Source organism: Bacillus sp. BML-BC051 (assembly GCF_019656175.1).
Lineage (GTDB): Bacteria > Bacillota > Bacilli > Bacillales > Bacillaceae_G > Bacillus_A > Bacillus_A mobilis.
In genome coordinates this window covers 138,818-156,068 of sequence record NZ_BPLI01000009.1, presented here as the reverse complement: position 1 = coordinate 156,068, position 17,251 = coordinate 138,818, and the positions used below count along the sequence as shown (strand labels likewise).

The following is a 17,251-nucleotide window of genomic DNA, read 5'->3' as shown; positions in this document are numbered from 1 at the left end:
TCCTCCTACTTTTATGTAAATTATTGATTTACTTTTACCATTGACGGGCGAATCACACGGTCTTTTAGTTTATAACCTTTTTGGAATTCTTCAACTACCGCGTTTGATTCAAATTCACTATCTTCCACTTGCATAATAGCTTGGTGTTCATTAGGATCGAACTGTTTACCAACAGATTCAATCACTTCAACACCTTCTTTAGTCAGCGCTTCTAACAATTGACGATGCACCATTTCCATACCTTGTAACAAGGATTTCGTTTGCTCATCAGTTGCTTCCACTTGCATCGCTCTTTCAAAATTATCAAGAGCTGGCAAAATATCTGAAACTAGACTTTGTGCTCTATATTTTTCAGCAGCCTGTTTATCCATTTGGACACGACGCTTATAATTTTCAAAATCAGCTTGTAGACGTAATGTGCGACCTTCCGTTTCCGTTAGTTTCGCTTGTAACTCATCTACTTTTTCTTGTAAAAGAGCAGCCTCACTTTTTTCTTCTACAGTTTTTTCACTGTTTTCTGTTGTGACAGCTTCTTCAACTTGCGCTTCTTTTACTTCTTCTACCACTTGTTCGTTACGCTCTTCCACAATATTCACCTCCTTAAAAGGTATTAGGTATTATGCTGAACACAATTACCTAAGCATTATATATTACACACAGCAATGAAAATTTCATTACTTGAGCGAATGTATTACTCTCATTTACTTTTTAAGTCCATCAGTAAATTGTCTCGTAAATAACTGTAACAAACTAATTACCCGAGAGTATTGCATTCTTGTCGGACCTAAAATAGCAATTGTTCCAAGTTGCTCTTCTCCAATCGAATAGGTTGCAGAAATTAAACTACACTCTTCCATGGCCGTCGCAGAGTTTTCCCTACCAATTTTCACTTGAATACCTACTTGTTTATGACGCAAAATGTCATAAAACTCGGCTTCATTATCAATCATCGTCAGTAAGGATCTTACTTTGTGAATGTCATGGAACTCTGGTTGCGAAAGCATATTTGCTTTTCCTCCAAAGTATATCTTTTCCGATAAAGGAACTTGAAATGTACCATCTAACATTTTTATTGCACTATCGTAATTATGAACATACCCACGTAAAACTGTAACAATCTCTTTAAAGATTTTGTTATGCAGTTCTGCCATTGGTACGCCCGACAGCTTTTCATTTAAAATATTAACCATTTTTTCTAAATCTGATAAATCAACAGATTCCGGAACGGTAATCGTTTTGCTTTGTACATGACCTGTATCCGTTACAATAATAGCGACTGCAGTTTGAAGATCAAGCGGTACAATTTGTACGTTTTTAAGTTTATTTGTGCTTAACTTCGGTCCAAGAACAATGGCCGTATAATTCGTAAGCTCTGATAAAATTTGAGCCGATTGCTGTGCAATCTTTTCTGCTTCAAAAATTCTTTCAGCAAATAAATCTTTAATTTGTACAATTTCATCGTTTGGTAAGTTTTGCGGCGCTAAAAGATGGTCTACATAAAAACGATATCCTTTTTCAGAAGGAACACGTCCTGAAGAACTATGCGTTTTTTCAATAAATCCTAGTTCTTCTAAATCAGCCATTTCATTTCGAATAGTAGCTGAACTAAACGTAATTTCATCTTTCTTAGCCAACGTCCTCGACCCAACAGGTTGCGCTGATCCAATAAAGTCATCAATAATTGTTTGTAAAATTAAGAGCTGACGTTCCGTAAGCATCTCATCATCACCTCTGTTAGCACTCTTTGTCTTCGAGTGCTAAATCTATTAATAACTTACCAAAATTGACATTCAATTGTCAACGGAAACGTCACGAAATAATGAAACTTTTTCACGTTAATGGAACATTTAATTAGTCAATCAAAAATGATTGGAATACTTCATTCCCTAATAATTTTCCTTTTCGCGTTAAACGAACATACCCATCGCTCTCTTCAAGCAACCCTTGTTCTTGGTTGCTTTGTAACTGCTTCGCGAAAACTTGATCTATTTCCAGATTAAATTTCTTTTGAAACCCTATTTTAGATACACCTTTTGTTTTTCGAAGCCCTAAGAACAACTCTTCTTCCATTCTTTCTTTCTCCGTCACCGCGTGAACATCTAAATACGGAAATCCAGTTTCGTCGATTTTATTGAAATATTGCTTGAGCGGCCCTACATTTTGGATACGCTCTCCATTTACATAACTATGCGCTCCAGCTCCAAATCCATAATACTCTTCATTATTCCAGTATGTGAGATTATGTCTACTTTCATTATCACCTTTTGAGAAATTACTAATTTCATACTGGGTATAGCCGTGTTTCTCCATTTCATCCATTACCATTTCGTACATTCTCGCTTCATGGTCTTCACCTGGAAGTCTTAATTTCCCTTTATTCATTAAGTTATAAAATACAGTCTTCGGTTCCACAATTAATGAATAGGCCGAGAAATGTTGTACACCGAGCGTAAAAGCAATATCTAACGTTTCTTTCACATCTTCTATCGTCTGCCCTGGCAGAGCATAGATAATATCTACATTTATATTTTTGAAGCCCACTTCCTGCGCTTCTCTAATTGCTACAAACGCATCTTTCCTCGTATGCTTGCGCCCAATTTTCTCAAGCAATTCATCTCGAAATGTTTGCACACCAAAACTAATTCGGTTCACTCCACCTTCTAGCAATACATTTAACTTCTCTTTCGGTAAATCACCTGGATTCGCTTCAAATGTTAATTCACAATTCGGAGCGAATGGACGTAAACGACGGTTTATAATATCGAGTAACTTTTTTGTCTGCTCCATATTTAACGCTGTCGGAGTTCCTCCACCAACAAAAATCGTTTTCATACTATCAAATGGGACCTTTTGGACTGTATTTATTATTTCTTTCTCTAAATACTCTAAATATTGATCGACCGGTTGGCGTTCAATAAATACTTTATTAAAATCACAATAGTGACAAATATGCTGACAAAACGGAATATGAATATATGCAGCTTGCACCAAATATAACTCCTACCTTTCTAAAAAGAAAACCTCCGCGCTCGGGAGGCTTCTTTACTTCTCTAACGTATTACGAATTTGCTCCATTCGCATTTTTCCCCAATCATACATCATTTCAACGATTGGTAAAAGCGACATGCCTAATTCCGTCATATAATACTCCACTCGCGGAGGAATTTCTGGGTATACTGTTCTGTCAACAATCCCATCTTCCATTAACTCTTTTAATTGATTCGACAAAACTTTATGAGAAATGCTTGGGAATAATCGTTGCAATTCACTAAAACGATGAGGCCCTTCCACACCAAGATGCCACAGTATCACAACTTTCCACTTCCCGCTAATAATAGAAAGCGTCAATTCCTTTTCACAATTAAAATTGCCATTTTGTATTTTCTCGTGAATATCTTTTCGAATATTTTCGGACATTAACAAACTCCTAACTCTATATGAACTAAAAAGCTCTCTCACTATTGTAAATGAGAGAAGCTACGTTGTCTAAAAAGTAATGATATAAAAAAGAAGCCGTATAGACGACTTCTTTTTTTATATCAATCCGCATGAAATAACAATCAATTATTAGTTGTCATCCATTTTCAGTACAGCCATGAATGCTTCTTGCGGTACTTCTACAGAACCAACAGACTTCATACGTTTTTTACCTTCTTTTTGCTTATCAAGAAGTTTACGCTTACGAGAAATGTCACCACCGTAACATTTTGCAAGTACGTTTTTACGCATCGCCTTAATTGTAGAACGTGCTACAACTTTGTTTCCGATAGTCGCCTGAATTGGCACTTCGAACTGTTGTCTTGGAATTAATTCTTTTAATTTCTCTACGATTACTTTACCACGGTCATACGCTGAATCACGGTGTACGATAAATGATAAAGCATCCACTTGTTCATTATTTAAAAGAATATCCATTTTCACAAGTTTAGATGGTTTATAACCAATTAACTCGTAATCAAATGATGCATACCCTTTTGTATTTGATTTCAATTGATCGAAGAAATCATATACGATTTCTGATAATGGGATTTCATATGTTAATGTAACACGTGTTTCATCTAAATATTGCATATCAATAAACGTTCCACGTTTACCTTGGCAAATTTCCATTACAGCTCCAACATAGTCATTCGGCACCATAATTGAAGCCTTCACAAACGGCTCTTCTACGCGATCGATAGACTGTGGATCTGGCATATTAGATGGATTATCAACAATTACATCTTCACCGTTTGTTAAATACACTTTATAGATAACGCTTGGCGCTGTTGTAATTAAGTCAATTTTAAATTCACGTTCAATACGTTCTTGAATGATTTCCATGTGAAGAAGTCCTAAGAATCCACAACGGAAACCAAATCCTAGTGCTTGAGATGTTTCTGGTTCAAACTCAAGTGCAGAATCGTTTAACTCTAATTTTTCTAACGCATCACGTAAGTCGTTGTAACGCGCAGAATCAATTGGATATAAACCACAGAATACCATTGGGTTTAATTTACGATAACCTGCTAACGGCTCTGCAGCTTGACGCTTCGCATGTGTAATCGTATCACCAACGCGTGTGTCACCAACATTTTTAATCGATGCTGCTAAGAATCCTACATCACCTACAGTTAACTCATCACGTTGCGTAGTCTTCGGTGTAAATACACCTACTTCTGTTACTTCAAATTCTTTACCAGTTGCCATCATACGTACTTTATCGCCAACTTTTACCGTTCCATTTACAACACGGATATAAGCAATTACACCACGGTACGGATCATATAAAGAGTCAAAGATCATACATTGTAACGGCTCTTCTGAATCACCTGTTGGTGCTGGTACTTTTTCAACGATTTGTTCTAAAATATCTTCAATACCAATACCAGCTTTTGCAGAAGCAAGTACAGCTTCTGATGCATCTAAACCTATTACATCTTCTACCTCTTGACGTACACGTTCTGGGTCTGCACTTGGTAAGTCGATTTTATTAATAACCGGTAAAATTTCTAAATTGTTATCAAGCGCTAAGTATACGTTCGCTAACGTTTGCGCCTCAATACCTTGCGCTGCATCCACTACAAGAATTGCGCCTTCACAAGCCGCTAAACTACGAGATACTTCGTACGTAAAGTCGACGTGTCCTGGTGTATCAATTAAGTGAAGAATATATTCTTCACCGTCTTTTGCTTTATACGTTAACTGTACTGCGTTTAATTTAATTGTAATACCACGCTCACGCTCTAAATCCATAGAGTCAAGCAATTGAGCTTTCATTTCACGTTGTGTTAACGCGTTTGTTTTCTCTAAAATACGGTCTGCTAACGTTGATTTTCCGTGGTCAATATGAGCAATGATAGAGAAATTACGGATTTTGGACTGCCTTTTTGCTCTTTCTTCTTTGTTCATCTATGTTCTCAACTCCTAATAGTCTCGCCAATATACACTAGCACTGATTATATCAATAGAGCAGCAAAGATTCAATGAAAACTCGTGCTGCTTACAATACAAATCATTCTATCTATATCTTATGCGAACAAACCATAAGAGACAAACCTTTTTCAAATTAAAAAACGGCTGTCGTACAAAATGGTAAGACAACCGTTCTTCTTGCTACCCTTAACTAAAAATCTCTTTCACTTTCCCAATAACTATATCCGTTCCAAACTTTGTTACTTCATAAGTAGCACTTGCTATTGCCATACCAATTCCTTCTACAACATTAAAACTCTTTAAGCTTTCTAATTGCTTTTGTTTTTCGGTAACGGAAAACGAACCTCCCAAAATTTCTGATTCTGCACCCGCACCCTCTGTTCCTGTCATATGAGCGATTTGTTCATACGACATTTGCTGATAACCTTTCATACTTTTCAAACCATGATTAGCAAGTGCCACCCCTGCTATTATCATAAGTAAACATATGGCCGCACTACATATACACAAAAGTGAAAAGCGGCTTAAATGATTATCGTCTCTTTCCATCAATGTGTATATGCTCCTGTATTATCTTGGTCAATTTGATGATGCAAGGCTGCATTTAAACCACTCGCTATTACATTTGCCATATCCTCTATGAAAGCATCCACTTCTTTCGGAGTCACCATTAAATTATGGCCAAGAGGAGATAACACTTCATAAATTAATTTTCTCTTCTCTTCATCTTCCAGTGTACCTACAGCACCTAAAAACATATTTCGGCTCTTTTCATCCGGCATATCTTCTTCTGTTAACTTTTTCTTTTCTCCAAATGTAAATCCAGCTGGTAACAAAGATCGGGAAGGTTTGTTTCCTTCCTTCATCTCCCGTCCAAAATGTTTCAAAATAAAATCAATTGTATCGCTTGTAATCGAAACGGCATCTACCACAGTCGGAACACCAATCGCAATAACAGGAATACCCAATGTTTCTTTACTAAGTTCCTTACGCTTATTCCCAACACCCGATCCAGGATGAATTCCCGTATCAGAAATTTGTATCGTGCTATTTACTCGTTCAATAGAACGGGCAGCTAATGCATCAATTGCAATGACAAAGTCTGGCTTCGTCTTCTCAATGATTCCATAAATGACATCGCTCGTTTCGATTCCTGTAATTCCCATTACCCCCGGCCGAATTGCACTAACAGGTCTAAACCCTTCTTCTACACTTTCAGGCTGCAATTGAAACAAATGTCTCGTTACCAATACATTTTCTACAACGATCGGCCCAAGCGCATCTGGCGTTACATTCCAATTCCCCAGACCAACAATTAAACAACTCGCTTCTTTCGTAACACCAACCTCTTCTAAGAAATAAGAAAATTCTTTTGCAAAAATACGCTCTACTTTTTGTTGCAGTTCCGTATCTTGTTGGCGTATACCTTGTACTTCAAGCGTTAAATAACTCCCAGGTTTTTTACCCATCGATTCAGAGGCAATTTCATCAATCGTTACTTTCGTAATGGTAATACCTTCTTCTTCCCTCTCTTTTACAATAACCCCTTGTATCCCCTTTTGTTCTTCTTGACTCTCTTGCAGCATTTGATGTGCCTCTACAGCAAGGTCAGTTCTAACACTATATTTACTTAAATCTAATGGTTCTTTCATCGTATCTCCTCCGTAATTCATAGTAAATATCGTTAGATTTCCCAAAGTTATATAAGGTCATTCTTTCCTTTACGTGAAATTTCATTGATATACTATTGCAATTCTCTTCACCGTTTGATAGAATATCACTTGTTCTATGTTAAGAATCGAGTCATTCGATTGCACCAGGGAGGTGAAAAGTATGGCAAACATCAAATCTGCTATCAAACGCGCTAAACTTAGCGAAGAGCGTCGTTCACATAACGCTTCTATCAAGTCTGACATGCGTTCTGCTGTTAAAACTGTAGAAGCTTTAGTTACTAATAACGATCTTGAAAATGCTAAAGAAGCTTTCAAAACTGCTTCTAAAAAACTTGACAAAGCAGCTCGTAAAGGTCTTATCCACCAAAACGCTGCAGCTCGTCAAAAATCTCGCTTAGCGAAACAAGTAAACGCGTAAGGCGTTTAAAAAACGATCCATTTGGATCGTTTTTTTATATACAAAAAAGTTCACGTGCTTAGCACGTGAACTTTTTTGTTTCATCACATATGATTTAACCGCATTAAGAAAAATTCAAGCACAAGTTTCTTATCCATTTTTCCAGTCTTCATACTATAATCAGCTTCTGCTAATTCTATAATCACTTTTTTTAATTCTTCAAAAGAGAAAAACTTCGTTTGATTCATCGCTAACTTTACACGATACGGATGCACACCAATATGAGACGCAATTTGATTTTGTCCATAACCACGCTGCTGTAACTCTTTCACTTGATGCAGCAAGCGGAATTGACTTACTAATAATGCAAGCAATTTAATGGGTTCCTCTTGCTGCGTAAATAATCCATCCAAAATTTGCATCGCACCCGCGATATCTTTTTTTACCACTTTTTCTGTCAAAGCAAACACGTTTTGTTCAACCGATTTTGGCACAAGCTCTGCAACAAGTTTCGGGCTAATCTCTCCGCCCATACCGACGTATAACGTTAACTTGTCCATTTCCTTCGCCAACATCGTTACATTACTTCCCACAAGCTCTAACAACAAACTAACAGCTGCATTATCAATATGCACATGCACCTCATCTGCACGAGCAACAACCCACTTCTGAACATCCTGCACTTGCATTGCATTCGCTTCTACTACGTCCGCTGTTTTCTTTAATAGTTTTGTAATTTTTTTTCGTTCATCCAGTTTTTCGTAAGGCGCAACAAAAACAAGAATAGAAAATGGAGAAGGCTCCCCAATATATTCTTCCAAAATTTTTATATTTTGCTCTAATTTTTCTTTTTGTGAAGTTAAAAATAGTGGTGATTTTATTAATAACACTTTACGTTCTCCAAAAAAAGGAAGCGTACGCGCATCCTCAATCACATCTTCTAAATACGCTTCTTCTAAATCATATGTCACAACATTAAACTCGCGATCTTCCTCTTCAAGCGCTTCTGTTGTAATAAGCTTTATCGTTTCATTTATAAAAAACGCTTCCGTTCCATACACTAAATACAACGGCGCAAACTGCTTCTTTTTAATCTTTTTATGTACATCACTCATACTTTTTCCTACTCCCTAACTTGGCAATATATATTTATACTAATGCCCTAGCTTTTGTTTTACAAGTACAAAGGAACAGGCTGTATAACCCGTCCCTTTATTTATATTAAACGCCACGCAATAAGTCCCGGGTTTCTTATTGGTGTGCGGTAATCACCTTCCCTTTATTATTCACAATAAAAATTCGAGTATAAGTGCCAACTGTTAACATGCTTGGAAACAAAAAACTCACGTTCCTTCATGATCTAAAAGTAGTAAGAACGCTCGATTTCTCTTCACACTGGAAATTGTAGATTTTTTTCTGACAATATTTTATACTAAAGTGGAATGTTGGGGAGGGATTCTAAATGAATGATTTTGAACAAAACGTTCAAAGTAAACGCAATGACGCTATTGATTCAGGGGTAGGATTTATCGTCTCATTTGGTTTTTTCGCAACACTTTTCATCATTGCAACTGTTATTAAATTTATCGGTTCTTAAAGACTGCTGCTTACTGGCAGTCTTCTTTTTTATCTATTATGTGTTTCATCATATGTGATTTTGCTACGAAAGGTTCCGTGTTCCGCTTTAAAAACATAGGAAATAGCGCCTTGCTTATCTGTACGCCATATTTCAATCCCCATCTTCTCAAAACGCTCTATAACTTCCTTATGAGGATGCCCATACCTATTACGCTCACCGGCAGAAATAATCGCTACATCAGGCTGTATAGCGCTCAAAAAAGGCGCTATAGATGACGTATTACTCCCATGATGAGCAACCTTTAAAACATCCGCCCGTAAATCTGGATACGTCGCTATTAAAAACTTCTCTCCTTCTTCTTCTAAATCACCTGTAAACAGCCACGTTAACCCTCCTAATTTTGCCCATATTACAATTGAAGCGTTATTTTCACTCCTTGCTTTTCCTGTTGGAGCTAACACAAAAAATTCTGCCTCATTTACGCTCCAACTCTCCCCTTCCCCCATTTCACTTATTTTCACTTCCTTTTCTAATGCCTGTTTCTTTAACACTTTTTCTAATACCGCCTCTTGTTCTTTTCGGCCAAATACAACTTCTTTTACAGTTATATTTGATAATAACTCTTGCGCAGCACCTATATGATCCGCATCTCCATGCGTTATAATTAATTTATCGATTGTTTTAATCCCTTCCTTTTGTAAATAAGGGATTAAAATATCATTTCCAACAGAAAATTCATGCTTTTTCCGCTGCCATTCTTCCTTATTTACACGAATTGTTCCACCAGTATCAATAAGATAAATCTCTTTGTCATACGGGAGGCGAATTAATATTGCGTCTCCCTGTCCAACATCAAGAAATGTCACGCTCCCACTTTCTCGAAAATACGGATATACATAATGACATGTACAAACAAAAAGAAATATACCCGAAGCTATGAACATAATTTTCTTCGACACTCGCCTTTCCCAAACCATCAATATACTAACAATACTCGCGCAGTATAGAGCTACAAGAAGTAAAGGCGTTTGCCCGAAAACGAAGCGAATAAACGGGAAATTTTCACAATAACTCAGAAAATCATTAGAAAGATTCAAACCTATTGATAGTACATTCGCAAGTCCTTTTGCAAGAAATGGGACGATCGGTATGCATACCAAAATAATAATACTACACGGCAATACAATGAGAGATAAAAAGGGAACGTATAGGATATTAAGAAAAATACTATATGGGGAAAAATAACCGAAGTGATATAACAAAACCGGAGTACTAACAAGCTGTGAAATAAGAGAAATATAAATGGAATTTCGGATCACTCCATTACTACTCTCTAGTAAAAGCGGGGCTGACAAAAGTAAGGCGAAACTACCAACGAAAGAGAACTGAAAGCCAATATTAAAAACAAGATACGGATCAAATATAAGCATGCATATAGCTGTAATACTTAAAGCATCTAAGCTAGATAAACGAATAGAACATATGAAAGCAATCAACATTAAAACTCCTGTTATAGAAGCTCTTATAACAGACGGTGATGCTCCTGCTAAAATCATATATAGAGGAATACAAAAGATAAGACATACTGTCGCTACCTCTCTCGTCACACCACTTCTTAGCAAAATAAAATACACAATCACCATTAACAATACGATATGCGATCCTGAAATCGCCAACAAATGTACAAGACCAAATTGCTGATATTGCTCTTCAACTTCAAATGTCATTTGTTGTCTATCACCAAATACTAACGCATTCATAAAAGCACCTGATTGCGCTGGAAACATTTCTGTAACTCCCGAGATCGCTTGTTGTCTCAAAAGAAGAATCCATTGCACGAGTGACAATGATGTTTTATGACATTCAGAAATATATGTAGCATCTAATATGAAATGAATATTTTGCTTATACAAATAATCACGATAATTAAAACCATGAAAATTCCGAGCTATTGGTGGTTCTTTCCTCTCACCTTCGAATACACATGATACTCCTGCATGTAATTGTCGCAGTTGTTTCTTTTCCGAGGCTGATTTAATTTTGTAACTTAACTGCACTATATTTTTATTCTGATCTTCAATTTGAAATGATAGGCGATCCCCATTAATAAGAGGTGTATTATGTATCACCCCTCTTGTAACTTCGTAGGACTCTCCTAGAGGCTTGTTTTGCTCTTGAACATACGTAGTGTACATAGCGCCGCTAAAGCACGCTATCATACAATAAAGAAAGGTTTTACGCGAAGTACGATATAAATAAAAGAAAACATACATAACGAGACAACAAGTCAGTAATAAAACTGAAGTGGAAAAGGCAATTGCAATCCCTATTATAAATGAGATTGCAACATAGCCCCATTGTCCATGCAACTTATACTCACTCCTTATAGCATCATTTTTGCTTTCGTGAATACATGCTGTAATTCTTCCATCGATAAATTCTCTTTTTCTAAAGATGCAAATAGTTCTTTTAACTCCATATGACGCTTTTGATCCTCTAATGCTGCAATATCATATTCTAGCGGAACGTGTTTTACCTTTACATTCGCTTTTTCAAATAACTCTACTGCATATGGATGATTTTTATAATCCTGCGCATAATAAACTGCCGTAATACCACTTTGAATAATCGCCTTACAACATTGCAAACAAGGGAAATGCGTAACATAAATTTCCGCTTCCTCCGTTTTCACACCAAACTTTGCACATTGTAATAAAGCATTCATTTCTGCGTGAATTGTACGAACGCAATGATTATCAATAACGTAGCACCCGTCATCTATGCAATGCACGCCACCTTTAATTGAGCCATTATATCCACCAGCAATAATTCGTTTATCACGAACGATTGTCGCTCCTACTGCAAGCCTTGTACATGTACTACGTAAAGATAGCAAATGGCTTTGCGTCATAAAATATTGATCCCATGAAATTCGTTCCATCTTTTTCACCTACTTTTTTGTCTACTTGTAGTGTAGCGAATGAAGAAAAACTTCGTCAATCTTTTACGGAATAATAATTTGATCTTTTATTTTTTCCAATGATTTCACACCGATCCCATCAATCTCTAACAAATCTTCTATTTTCTGAAACGGACCATGTTCCTCTCGATATTTTAAAATACTTTCTGCTTTCCGAGAACCAATGCCTGTAATTTTTTCAAGTTGCTCTTTAGAAGCTGCATTTATTTGAACTTTCCCCTCTCCCTGTGAGGCAGCAGCTGCTTCTTGCACTTGTTCGTTTTTATTCGGTACATAAAGGATCATTTGATCTTGTACCATTTGTGCTAAATTTACCTTCTTCCTATCTGCCTCAGGTAAAAAACCACCTGCCTTTTCAATGGCATCCTTGACCCGGTCCCCTTCTTTCATTTCATACACCCCTTCTTTAACAACAGCCCCTTTTATATCAATTACAATTATTTTTTTCTGCTCTTTTGTATCCGATATTTTCGGTTTACTTTTTTTCTCTATCTCTTTCGATTGAACATCCGTAGCAATGACTGACCGCTCTGTATGCTGGTTCGTTTTCCAAAAAAGAAGAAAAAGTACAATTCCAATAATAGCTACTAACCCTAACCATTTCTTCGGAAAATCCCACATCATTTTTCACCTCTAATCATAAATTTATAACATCATTCATATTGTTTAGGAGAAAGCTGTTACGAAGGAGGGATGAAACATTGAACATAGGAATTATAGGGACAGGGAACATGGGGAATATACTAATCGACGCATTTTTAGAAACCCGTGCTGTCAAACCTTCGTGCCTTACAATCATTAATCGAACGCCCGCCAAAGCATATCATATAAAGGAAAAATACCCTTCTGTTCATATAGCCAAAACTATCGATGAGGTAATCGAACGATCACATCTTATTTTTATTTGCGTAAAGCCGATAGATATATACCCAATCCTACAAAAATATGCTGAACATTTTTCTGATGAAAAGTGCTTAGTTTCTATCACAAGTCCAATATCTCCATCACAATTAGAGACACTTGTACCTTGCCACGTTGCCCGTATCATTCCGAGTATTACAAACCGTGCCCTGTCTGGCGCATCACTATTTACATTCGGAAGTAAATGCTCTGAAGAGTGGCAACAGAAACTATTTCGCCTATTCAAAAACATTTCTACTCCCCTTGTAATAAAAGAAGATATAACTCGCGTTTCATCTGATATAGCAAGCTGCGGCCCTGCATTCTTTAGTTATTTATTACAATGTTTCATTAACGCTGCTGTAGATAAAACAAATATTACACATGAAGAAGCCACTACTTTAGTAAGTGAAATGGTCGTTGGAATGGGGAAACTACTTGAAAAAGGGATCTTCACATTGCCTACTTTACAAGAAAAGGTATGTGTTAAAGGCGGCGTTACAGGAGAAGGCATTCGTGTTTTAGAAGAACATGTTGGGGATATGTTTCATAAATTAATTGAGCGGACACACGAAAAATTTGATGAAGATTTAAAATGCGTTGATCAGCAATTCAATAAACACACATAATAAATACGTCATCGTCATTCCAAATCCTTTTTATAAATAATTACTTTTTCACATTACATTTTTACTTAAACTAGCATTTTCACACTTCACGTATATCATCTTCTTATTATGCTAGAACGAAAAGTACATCTTCTTTACAAAACAAAAGCAACCTTCTCGGTTGCTTTTGTTTTATCCGTTTTTCTTCGCCATGAAGAAAATACGCTCTGTTTGTTCTGTAACTTCAAGTCGCTCAAAGTCACCGGTCACGCGAAGCACTGTAAAACCAGCTTCTTCAAGCCATTTTGTTAACTCTTCAACCGGATATGCACGTTGCACGTGACATTCGTCAAAACGATGGTACACATCTTCTTCTGGGTCTTGAACAAAGAATGTTAAGTCATGTTCTACACTATTTGATTCTTCACCAGGGAAGCAATTCCAAATAAGAGATATTTCTTCTCCATTCACTGTGTATGTTTCATTTTGAAATACATGATGTATTTTATATAAAGAATGTACATCAAATAAAAACAAACCATCTTGACGTAAATGGTGAAACACTCTTCGAAATGTTTCTTGTACTCCATCTTCTTGCAATACATAATTTAATGAATCACAAAAGATCGTTACACAGTCGAACTCACCCGGAACATCAAGCTCTCGCATGTCTTGTTGGTAAAAAGGAATAAAATGTCCTTCTCCGCCTAGTTTTTGCTGAGCGACCGTTAACATTTCTTCTGAAAGATCGACACCGATTAAATCGTAACCCTTTTGTACAAGCGGAAGTGTTACATTACCAGTACCGCATGCTACATCAAGAATCTTCGCCTCTTTCATATCCGCTTGTTGTAAACTTTCCTCTGTGAATTCCACCCATTTATCATAAGGAACATCATTCATTAGTTCGTCGTACAACAATGCAAATTGTTCGTATTTCATTGGTCTAGCTCGTCTGTAATATCTTCACGCGGCACATCGCCCCAAAGACGCTCTAAATTATAATGATTACGCTCATCTTTATGGAATACATGAGCAACTACATCTCCAAGGTCAACTAATACCCAACGTGCTTCGTCAAAACCTTCCATACGTTGTACGTCGATTTGGAACTCATGTGCTTTTGATTTAATTTCACGTGCAATTGCTTGCACTTGCTTATCTGAGTTACCGTGACAAATAATGAAATAATCTGCAATTGGTGAAATACCTTGCATATTTAGGACAACCATATCTTCTGCTCTCTTATCATCAGCCGCTTTTGCTGCTAATACTAATAAATCTTTATCTTTCATTTACTAATTTCCTCCTTGATAACTGCGTTGTATGTTTGGAATGTTAATGGATAAATCGTTTGATTTTTTTCCATTAAAAATTGAATTGTTCGCTTTAACGCAAATAATAAAGCTTGATTTATATCCATATATGCGAGTTTACGAGCTTCCTCCACACCTGGAAACTTTCGCCCAGGCTCAATGTAATCAGCTACATAAATTACTTTATCTAACATCGTCATGTTCTCATGACCACTTGTATGATATGTAATAGCTTGCAGGATTTCGGGATCCGTAATGCCTACTTCTTTTTCTACTAAGTATGCCCCAACAGGTGCATGCCATAACTCTTTGTTATAACAAAGTAAATCTTTCGGCAAATCTTCACTTTTAATAATCTCTTCCATCTCAGAAATCGCTCTACACTTCGCATAATCATGGAATATAGCTGCAACTTCAGCCTTTTTTTCATCCACACCGTATAACTTAGCAAGTTCAATTGCTGTCTCCATTACACCAATTGTGTGTATATAACGTTTTTCATGCATTTGTTGTTTGACAATATGAAGTGCCTTCTCACGATTCATACAACCCATTCCTCTCGATATACACCTGTACTTTTTCAGGAAGTAAATATTTACATGTTCTATTCTCTTTATATCTCTCACGCAATAAAGATGAAGAAACTGCAAACTCCGGAATTTCCACAGTAGTGATAGGATAAGGTGTACGCAATGTATAACCAGGTCTTGCAACCCCAACAAACGTCACAAGATCGAGTAACGCTTCAATGTTATACCACTTCGGTAAATACTCAACCATATCTCCACCAATAATAAAGTGAAACTGCACATCCGGATACTTCTTCGTCAATTGTAACATAGTGTCATACGTATAAGATGGGCCCTTCCTGCTTAGCTCTTCTAAACAAATAGAAAAATGTTCCTCTGCCTCAGTCGCAAGCTCTAACATTTGCAAGCGATTTTCTACACTTGTAATATTCCGCCCTTGTTTATGCGGTGGAATTTGGTTCGGTAAGAACCATACTTCTTCTAAATTCAAAGCATGATATACTTCATTTGCAATTAGCAAATGACCATAATGTGGCGGATCAAACGTACCGCCAATGATGCCAATTTTTCTCAAAAGAAACGCCCCTTCCTTTTACGTACAGCAACTCTCTTCATTCCTATCCGAAGAGAGTTCACTGTTAATAAAAGTTCAATTGGTTTCGCTCTCTACATCATTACGCACTAACGATAAAAATAGCGTATGCTAGTCTTTTTATCGTGGAAGTTTAATTTGTTTATTTTCTCTAGATTCTTTGTATAAAACAATCGTACTTCCAATTACTTGAACGATTTCAGCACGTGCGCCTTGTGCAAGTTCTTCTGCAACTTCACGACGATCGAATTCACAGTTTTGTAGCACACTTACTTTAAATAATTCACGAACTTCTAAAGTATCTGCAATTTGTTTAATCATATTTTCATTTACTCCGCCTTTTCCTACTTGAAAAATTGGTGTTAAATGATGTGCTTGTGCACGTAAAAATCTTTTTTGTTTTCCTGTTAACATATATGTTAGCCTCCAAGCTTTCTTATAACTAATTGTTTCATTCTATCGATATTCGGTACACACCCTGTCCACATTTCAAATGCAAGCGCTCCTTGATAAACAAACATATCAATACCATTTTGAACCACTGCGCCTTGCTCTTTTGCCTCACATAAAATTTTCGTTTCAAATGGATTATAAATGATATCTGATACAATCGTTCCTTTTTTTAACGAAGAAATTTGTAATGGCGTATGTTCAACGCGTGGATGCATACCTATTGTTGTCGTCTGAATGATAATATCATAATTTCCTTGTTCTTCTGTTGCTTTTTCTAACGATAAAGCAACAGAATGAACAGTAGCCGTACACGAAGCAATAAGTTCTTTCGCCTTATCTACTGTACGATTAGCTACATCAATCTCTTTCACACCTACATCAGCAAGAGAAAAATAAATAGCTCGACTAGCACCACCTGCACCAAGCAATAAAATACGTTTCTCTTGAAGCGGTTCACTACTAATTGACTGCAGCGCTCGGACAAAACCAATTCCATCTGTATTGTAGCCAATCAATTTTCCATCCTTATGAACCACTGTATTTACTGCACCAATTTGTTTTGCTAGTGGGTCAATCTTATCCAAATAATCCATAATAGCAACTTTGTGCGGAGTTGTTACATTAAATCCTGAAATACCTAATGCTTTTAAACCTCTTACTGCTTCCCCTAGCACTTCCTCTTTAACAAGAAATGCATGATAATGGGCATCCATATTCAAGTGTTCAAATGCATCGTTATGCATAACGGGTGATAATGAATGTCCAATTGGATTTCCGATTACACCATATAATTGTTTCATAAATCCCT

General features: G+C 36.6%; 20 protein-coding genes. 3 read left to right on the top strand and 17 right to left on the bottom strand.

Going from position 1 to position 17,251, the window contains the following annotated elements:
- Nucleotides 1-20: 20 nt before the first annotated feature.
- The 7 genes from grpE to gpr all read right to left on the bottom strand — a co-directional run bounded on the left by grpE (nucleotide 21) and on the right by gpr (nucleotide 7,067).
- Nucleotides 21-587 carry a nucleotide exchange factor GrpE gene (grpE, locus tag K5S59_RS03300; protein WP_000392717.1) on the bottom strand — a complete coding sequence of 189 codons (567 nt, stop codon included), beginning with the start codon at nucleotides 585-587 and terminating at the stop codon, nucleotides 21-23.
- Nucleotides 588-701: 114 nt separating this feature from the next.
- Nucleotides 702-1,718, bottom strand: a complete 1,017-nt coding sequence (gene hrcA / locus K5S59_RS03295; protein WP_120450878.1) for a heat-inducible transcriptional repressor HrcA — start codon at nucleotides 1,716-1,718, stop codon at nucleotides 702-704.
- Between the two features lie 133 nt (nucleotides 1,719-1,851).
- The gene (gene hemW / locus K5S59_RS03290) at nucleotides 1,852-2,991 is read right to left on the bottom strand and encodes a radical SAM family heme chaperone HemW (RefSeq protein ID WP_033656207.1); all 1,140 of its coding nucleotides are present in this window, start codon (nucleotides 2,989-2,991) and stop codon (nucleotides 1,852-1,854) included.
- A 51-nt stretch (nucleotides 2,992-3,042) separates the two neighbouring features.
- Nucleotides 3,043-3,417 (bottom strand): winged helix-turn-helix transcriptional regulator, encoded by a 375-nt coding sequence (locus K5S59_RS03285; RefSeq protein ID WP_001293536.1) that lies wholly within the window; start codon nucleotides 3,415-3,417, stop codon nucleotides 3,043-3,045.
- A 150-nt stretch (nucleotides 3,418-3,567) separates the two neighbouring features.
- Nucleotides 3,568-5,391, bottom strand: coding sequence for an elongation factor 4 (gene lepA, locus K5S59_RS03280; RefSeq protein WP_001030962.1), 1,824 nt, complete (start codon nucleotides 5,389-5,391; stop codon nucleotides 3,568-3,570).
- A gap of 210 nt (nucleotides 5,392-5,601) precedes the next feature.
- Nucleotides 5,602-5,964, bottom strand: coding sequence for a YqxA family protein (locus K5S59_RS03275; RefSeq protein ID WP_000438979.1), 363 nt, complete (start codon nucleotides 5,962-5,964; stop codon nucleotides 5,602-5,604).
- Entirely contained in the window at nucleotides 5,964-7,067 is a 1,104-nt protein-coding gene (gene gpr, locus K5S59_RS03270; RefSeq protein ID WP_000662642.1) for a GPR endopeptidase, read from the bottom strand. The genes K5S59_RS03275 and gpr overlap by 1 nt, the downstream gene beginning before the upstream one ends.
- A 181-nt stretch (nucleotides 7,068-7,248) precedes the next feature.
- On the opposite strand from gpr, the gene rpsT reads away from it, so the two are divergent.
- Nucleotides 7,249-7,506 carry a 30S ribosomal protein S20 gene (rpsT, locus tag K5S59_RS03265; protein ID WP_001274014.1) on the top strand — a complete coding sequence of 86 codons (258 nt, stop codon included), beginning with the start codon at nucleotides 7,249-7,251 and terminating at the stop codon, nucleotides 7,504-7,506.
- Between the two features lie 83 nt (nucleotides 7,507-7,589).
- On the opposite strand, the gene holA is transcribed toward rpsT, so the two are convergent.
- Entirely contained in the window at nucleotides 7,590-8,600 is a 1,011-nt protein-coding gene (gene holA, locus K5S59_RS03260) for a DNA polymerase III subunit delta (protein WP_097843976.1), read from the bottom strand.
- A gap of 347 nt (nucleotides 8,601-8,947) precedes the next feature.
- On the opposite strand from holA, the gene K5S59_RS03255 reads away from it, so the two are divergent.
- A complete protein-coding gene (locus tag K5S59_RS03255; RefSeq protein WP_000997609.1) occupies nucleotides 8,948-9,082 on the top strand; it encodes a YqzM family protein in 135 nt (44 codons plus the stop codon).
- A 29-nt stretch (nucleotides 9,083-9,111) separates the two neighbouring features.
- On the opposite strand, the gene K5S59_RS03250 is transcribed toward K5S59_RS03255, so the two are convergent.
- From K5S59_RS03250 to K5S59_RS03240, 3 genes are all read right to left on the bottom strand, one after another.
- Complete coding sequence (locus K5S59_RS03250) at nucleotides 9,112-11,433, bottom strand: DNA internalization-related competence protein ComEC/Rec2 (protein WP_000546154.1); 2,322 nt, start codon at nucleotides 11,431-11,433, stop codon at nucleotides 9,112-9,114.
- Nucleotides 11,434-11,447: 14 nt separating this feature from the next.
- Complete coding sequence (locus K5S59_RS03245; RefSeq protein ID WP_000439781.1) at nucleotides 11,448-12,005, bottom strand: ComE operon protein 2; 558 nt, start codon at nucleotides 12,003-12,005, stop codon at nucleotides 11,448-11,450.
- A 63-nt stretch (nucleotides 12,006-12,068) separates the two neighbouring features.
- Nucleotides 12,069-12,668, bottom strand: a complete 600-nt coding sequence (locus K5S59_RS03240) for a helix-hairpin-helix domain-containing protein (RefSeq protein ID WP_002073075.1) — start codon at nucleotides 12,666-12,668, stop codon at nucleotides 12,069-12,071.
- Between the two features lie 77 nt (nucleotides 12,669-12,745).
- On the opposite strand from K5S59_RS03240, the gene comER reads away from it, so the two are divergent.
- On the top strand, nucleotides 12,746-13,573 hold the full coding sequence (comER, locus tag K5S59_RS03235) for a late competence protein ComER (RefSeq protein ID WP_001020549.1): 828 nt from the start codon (nucleotides 12,746-12,748) through the stop codon (nucleotides 13,571-13,573).
- A gap of 171 nt (nucleotides 13,574-13,744) precedes the next feature.
- On the opposite strand, the gene K5S59_RS03230 is transcribed toward comER, so the two are convergent.
- The 6 genes from K5S59_RS03230 to aroE all read right to left on the bottom strand — a co-directional run bounded on the left by K5S59_RS03230 (nucleotide 13,745) and on the right by aroE (nucleotide 17,243).
- Nucleotides 13,745-14,494, bottom strand: a complete 750-nt coding sequence (locus K5S59_RS03230) for a class I SAM-dependent DNA methyltransferase (RefSeq protein WP_000873065.1) — start codon at nucleotides 14,492-14,494, stop codon at nucleotides 13,745-13,747.
- Nucleotides 14,491-14,847, bottom strand: coding sequence for a ribosome silencing factor (gene rsfS, locus K5S59_RS03225; protein WP_000653203.1), 357 nt, complete (start codon nucleotides 14,845-14,847; stop codon nucleotides 14,491-14,493). Before rsfS ends, K5S59_RS03230 begins: the two co-directional genes overlap by 4 nt.
- Nucleotides 14,844-15,413: a bis(5'-nucleosyl)-tetraphosphatase (symmetrical) YqeK gene (gene yqeK, locus K5S59_RS03220; protein WP_061677275.1), complete on the bottom strand. Its 570-nt coding sequence runs from the start codon at nucleotides 15,411-15,413 to the stop codon at nucleotides 14,844-14,846. Before yqeK ends, rsfS begins: the two co-directional genes overlap by 4 nt.
- Entirely contained in the window at nucleotides 15,403-15,972 is a 570-nt protein-coding gene (nadD, locus tag K5S59_RS03215; protein ID WP_120450879.1) for a nicotinate-nucleotide adenylyltransferase, read from the bottom strand. Before nadD ends, yqeK begins: the two co-directional genes overlap by 11 nt.
- Before the next feature lie 138 nt (nucleotides 15,973-16,110).
- Entirely contained in the window at nucleotides 16,111-16,404 is a 294-nt protein-coding gene (gene yhbY, locus K5S59_RS03210; protein WP_000955226.1) for a ribosome assembly RNA-binding protein YhbY, read from the bottom strand.
- Nucleotides 16,405-16,409: 5 nt separating this feature from the next.
- A complete protein-coding gene (aroE, locus tag K5S59_RS03205; RefSeq protein ID WP_098259073.1) occupies nucleotides 16,410-17,243 on the bottom strand; it encodes a shikimate dehydrogenase in 834 nt (277 codons plus the stop codon).
- Nucleotides 17,244-17,251 lie beyond the last annotated feature (8 nt).

Coding starts and splice junctions, on each gene's coding strand:
- hrcA (WP_120450878.1), bottom strand. CDS start 1,718: ATGCTTACGGAACGTCAGCTCTTAATTTTACAAACAATTATTGATGAC.
- K5S59_RS03285 (WP_001293536.1), bottom strand. CDS start 3,417: ATGTCCGAAAATATTCGAAAAGATATTCACGAGAAAATACAAAATGGC.
- lepA (WP_001030962.1), bottom strand. CDS start 5,391: ATGAACAAAGAAGAAAGAGCAAAAAGGCAGTCCAAAATCCGTAATTTC.
- K5S59_RS03275 (WP_000438979.1), bottom strand. CDS start 5,964: ATGGAAAGAGACGATAATCATTTAAGCCGCTTTTCACTTTTGTGTATA.
- gpr (WP_000662642.1), bottom strand. CDS start 7,067: ATGAAAGAACCATTAGATTTAAGTAAATATAGTGTTAGAACTGACCTT.
- rpsT (WP_001274014.1), top strand. CDS start 7,249: ATGGCAAACATCAAATCTGCTATCAAACGCGCTAAACTTAGCGAAGAG.
- holA (WP_097843976.1), bottom strand. CDS start 8,600: ATGAGTGATGTACATAAAAAGATTAAAAAGAAGCAGTTTGCGCCGTTG.
- K5S59_RS03255 (WP_000997609.1), top strand. CDS start 8,948: ATGAATGATTTTGAACAAAACGTTCAAAGTAAACGCAATGACGCTATT.
- K5S59_RS03245 (WP_000439781.1), bottom strand. CDS start 12,005: ATGGAACGAATTTCATGGGATCAATATTTTATGACGCAAAGCCATTTG.
- K5S59_RS03240 (WP_002073075.1), bottom strand. CDS start 12,668: ATGATGTGGGATTTTCCGAAGAAATGGTTAGGGTTAGTAGCTATTATT.
- K5S59_RS03230 (WP_000873065.1), bottom strand. CDS start 14,494: ATGAAATACGAACAATTTGCATTGTTGTACGACGAACTAATGAATGAT.
- rsfS (WP_000653203.1), bottom strand. CDS start 14,847: ATGAAAGATAAAGATTTATTAGTATTAGCAGCAAAAGCGGCTGATGAT.
- yqeK (WP_061677275.1), bottom strand. CDS start 15,413: ATGAATCGTGAGAAGGCACTTCATATTGTCAAACAACAAATGCATGAA.
- yhbY (WP_000955226.1), bottom strand. CDS start 16,404: ATGTTAACAGGAAAACAAAAAAGATTTTTACGTGCACAAGCACATCAT.
- aroE (WP_098259073.1), bottom strand. CDS start 17,243: ATGAAACAATTATATGGTGTAATCGGAAATCCAATTGGACATTCATTA.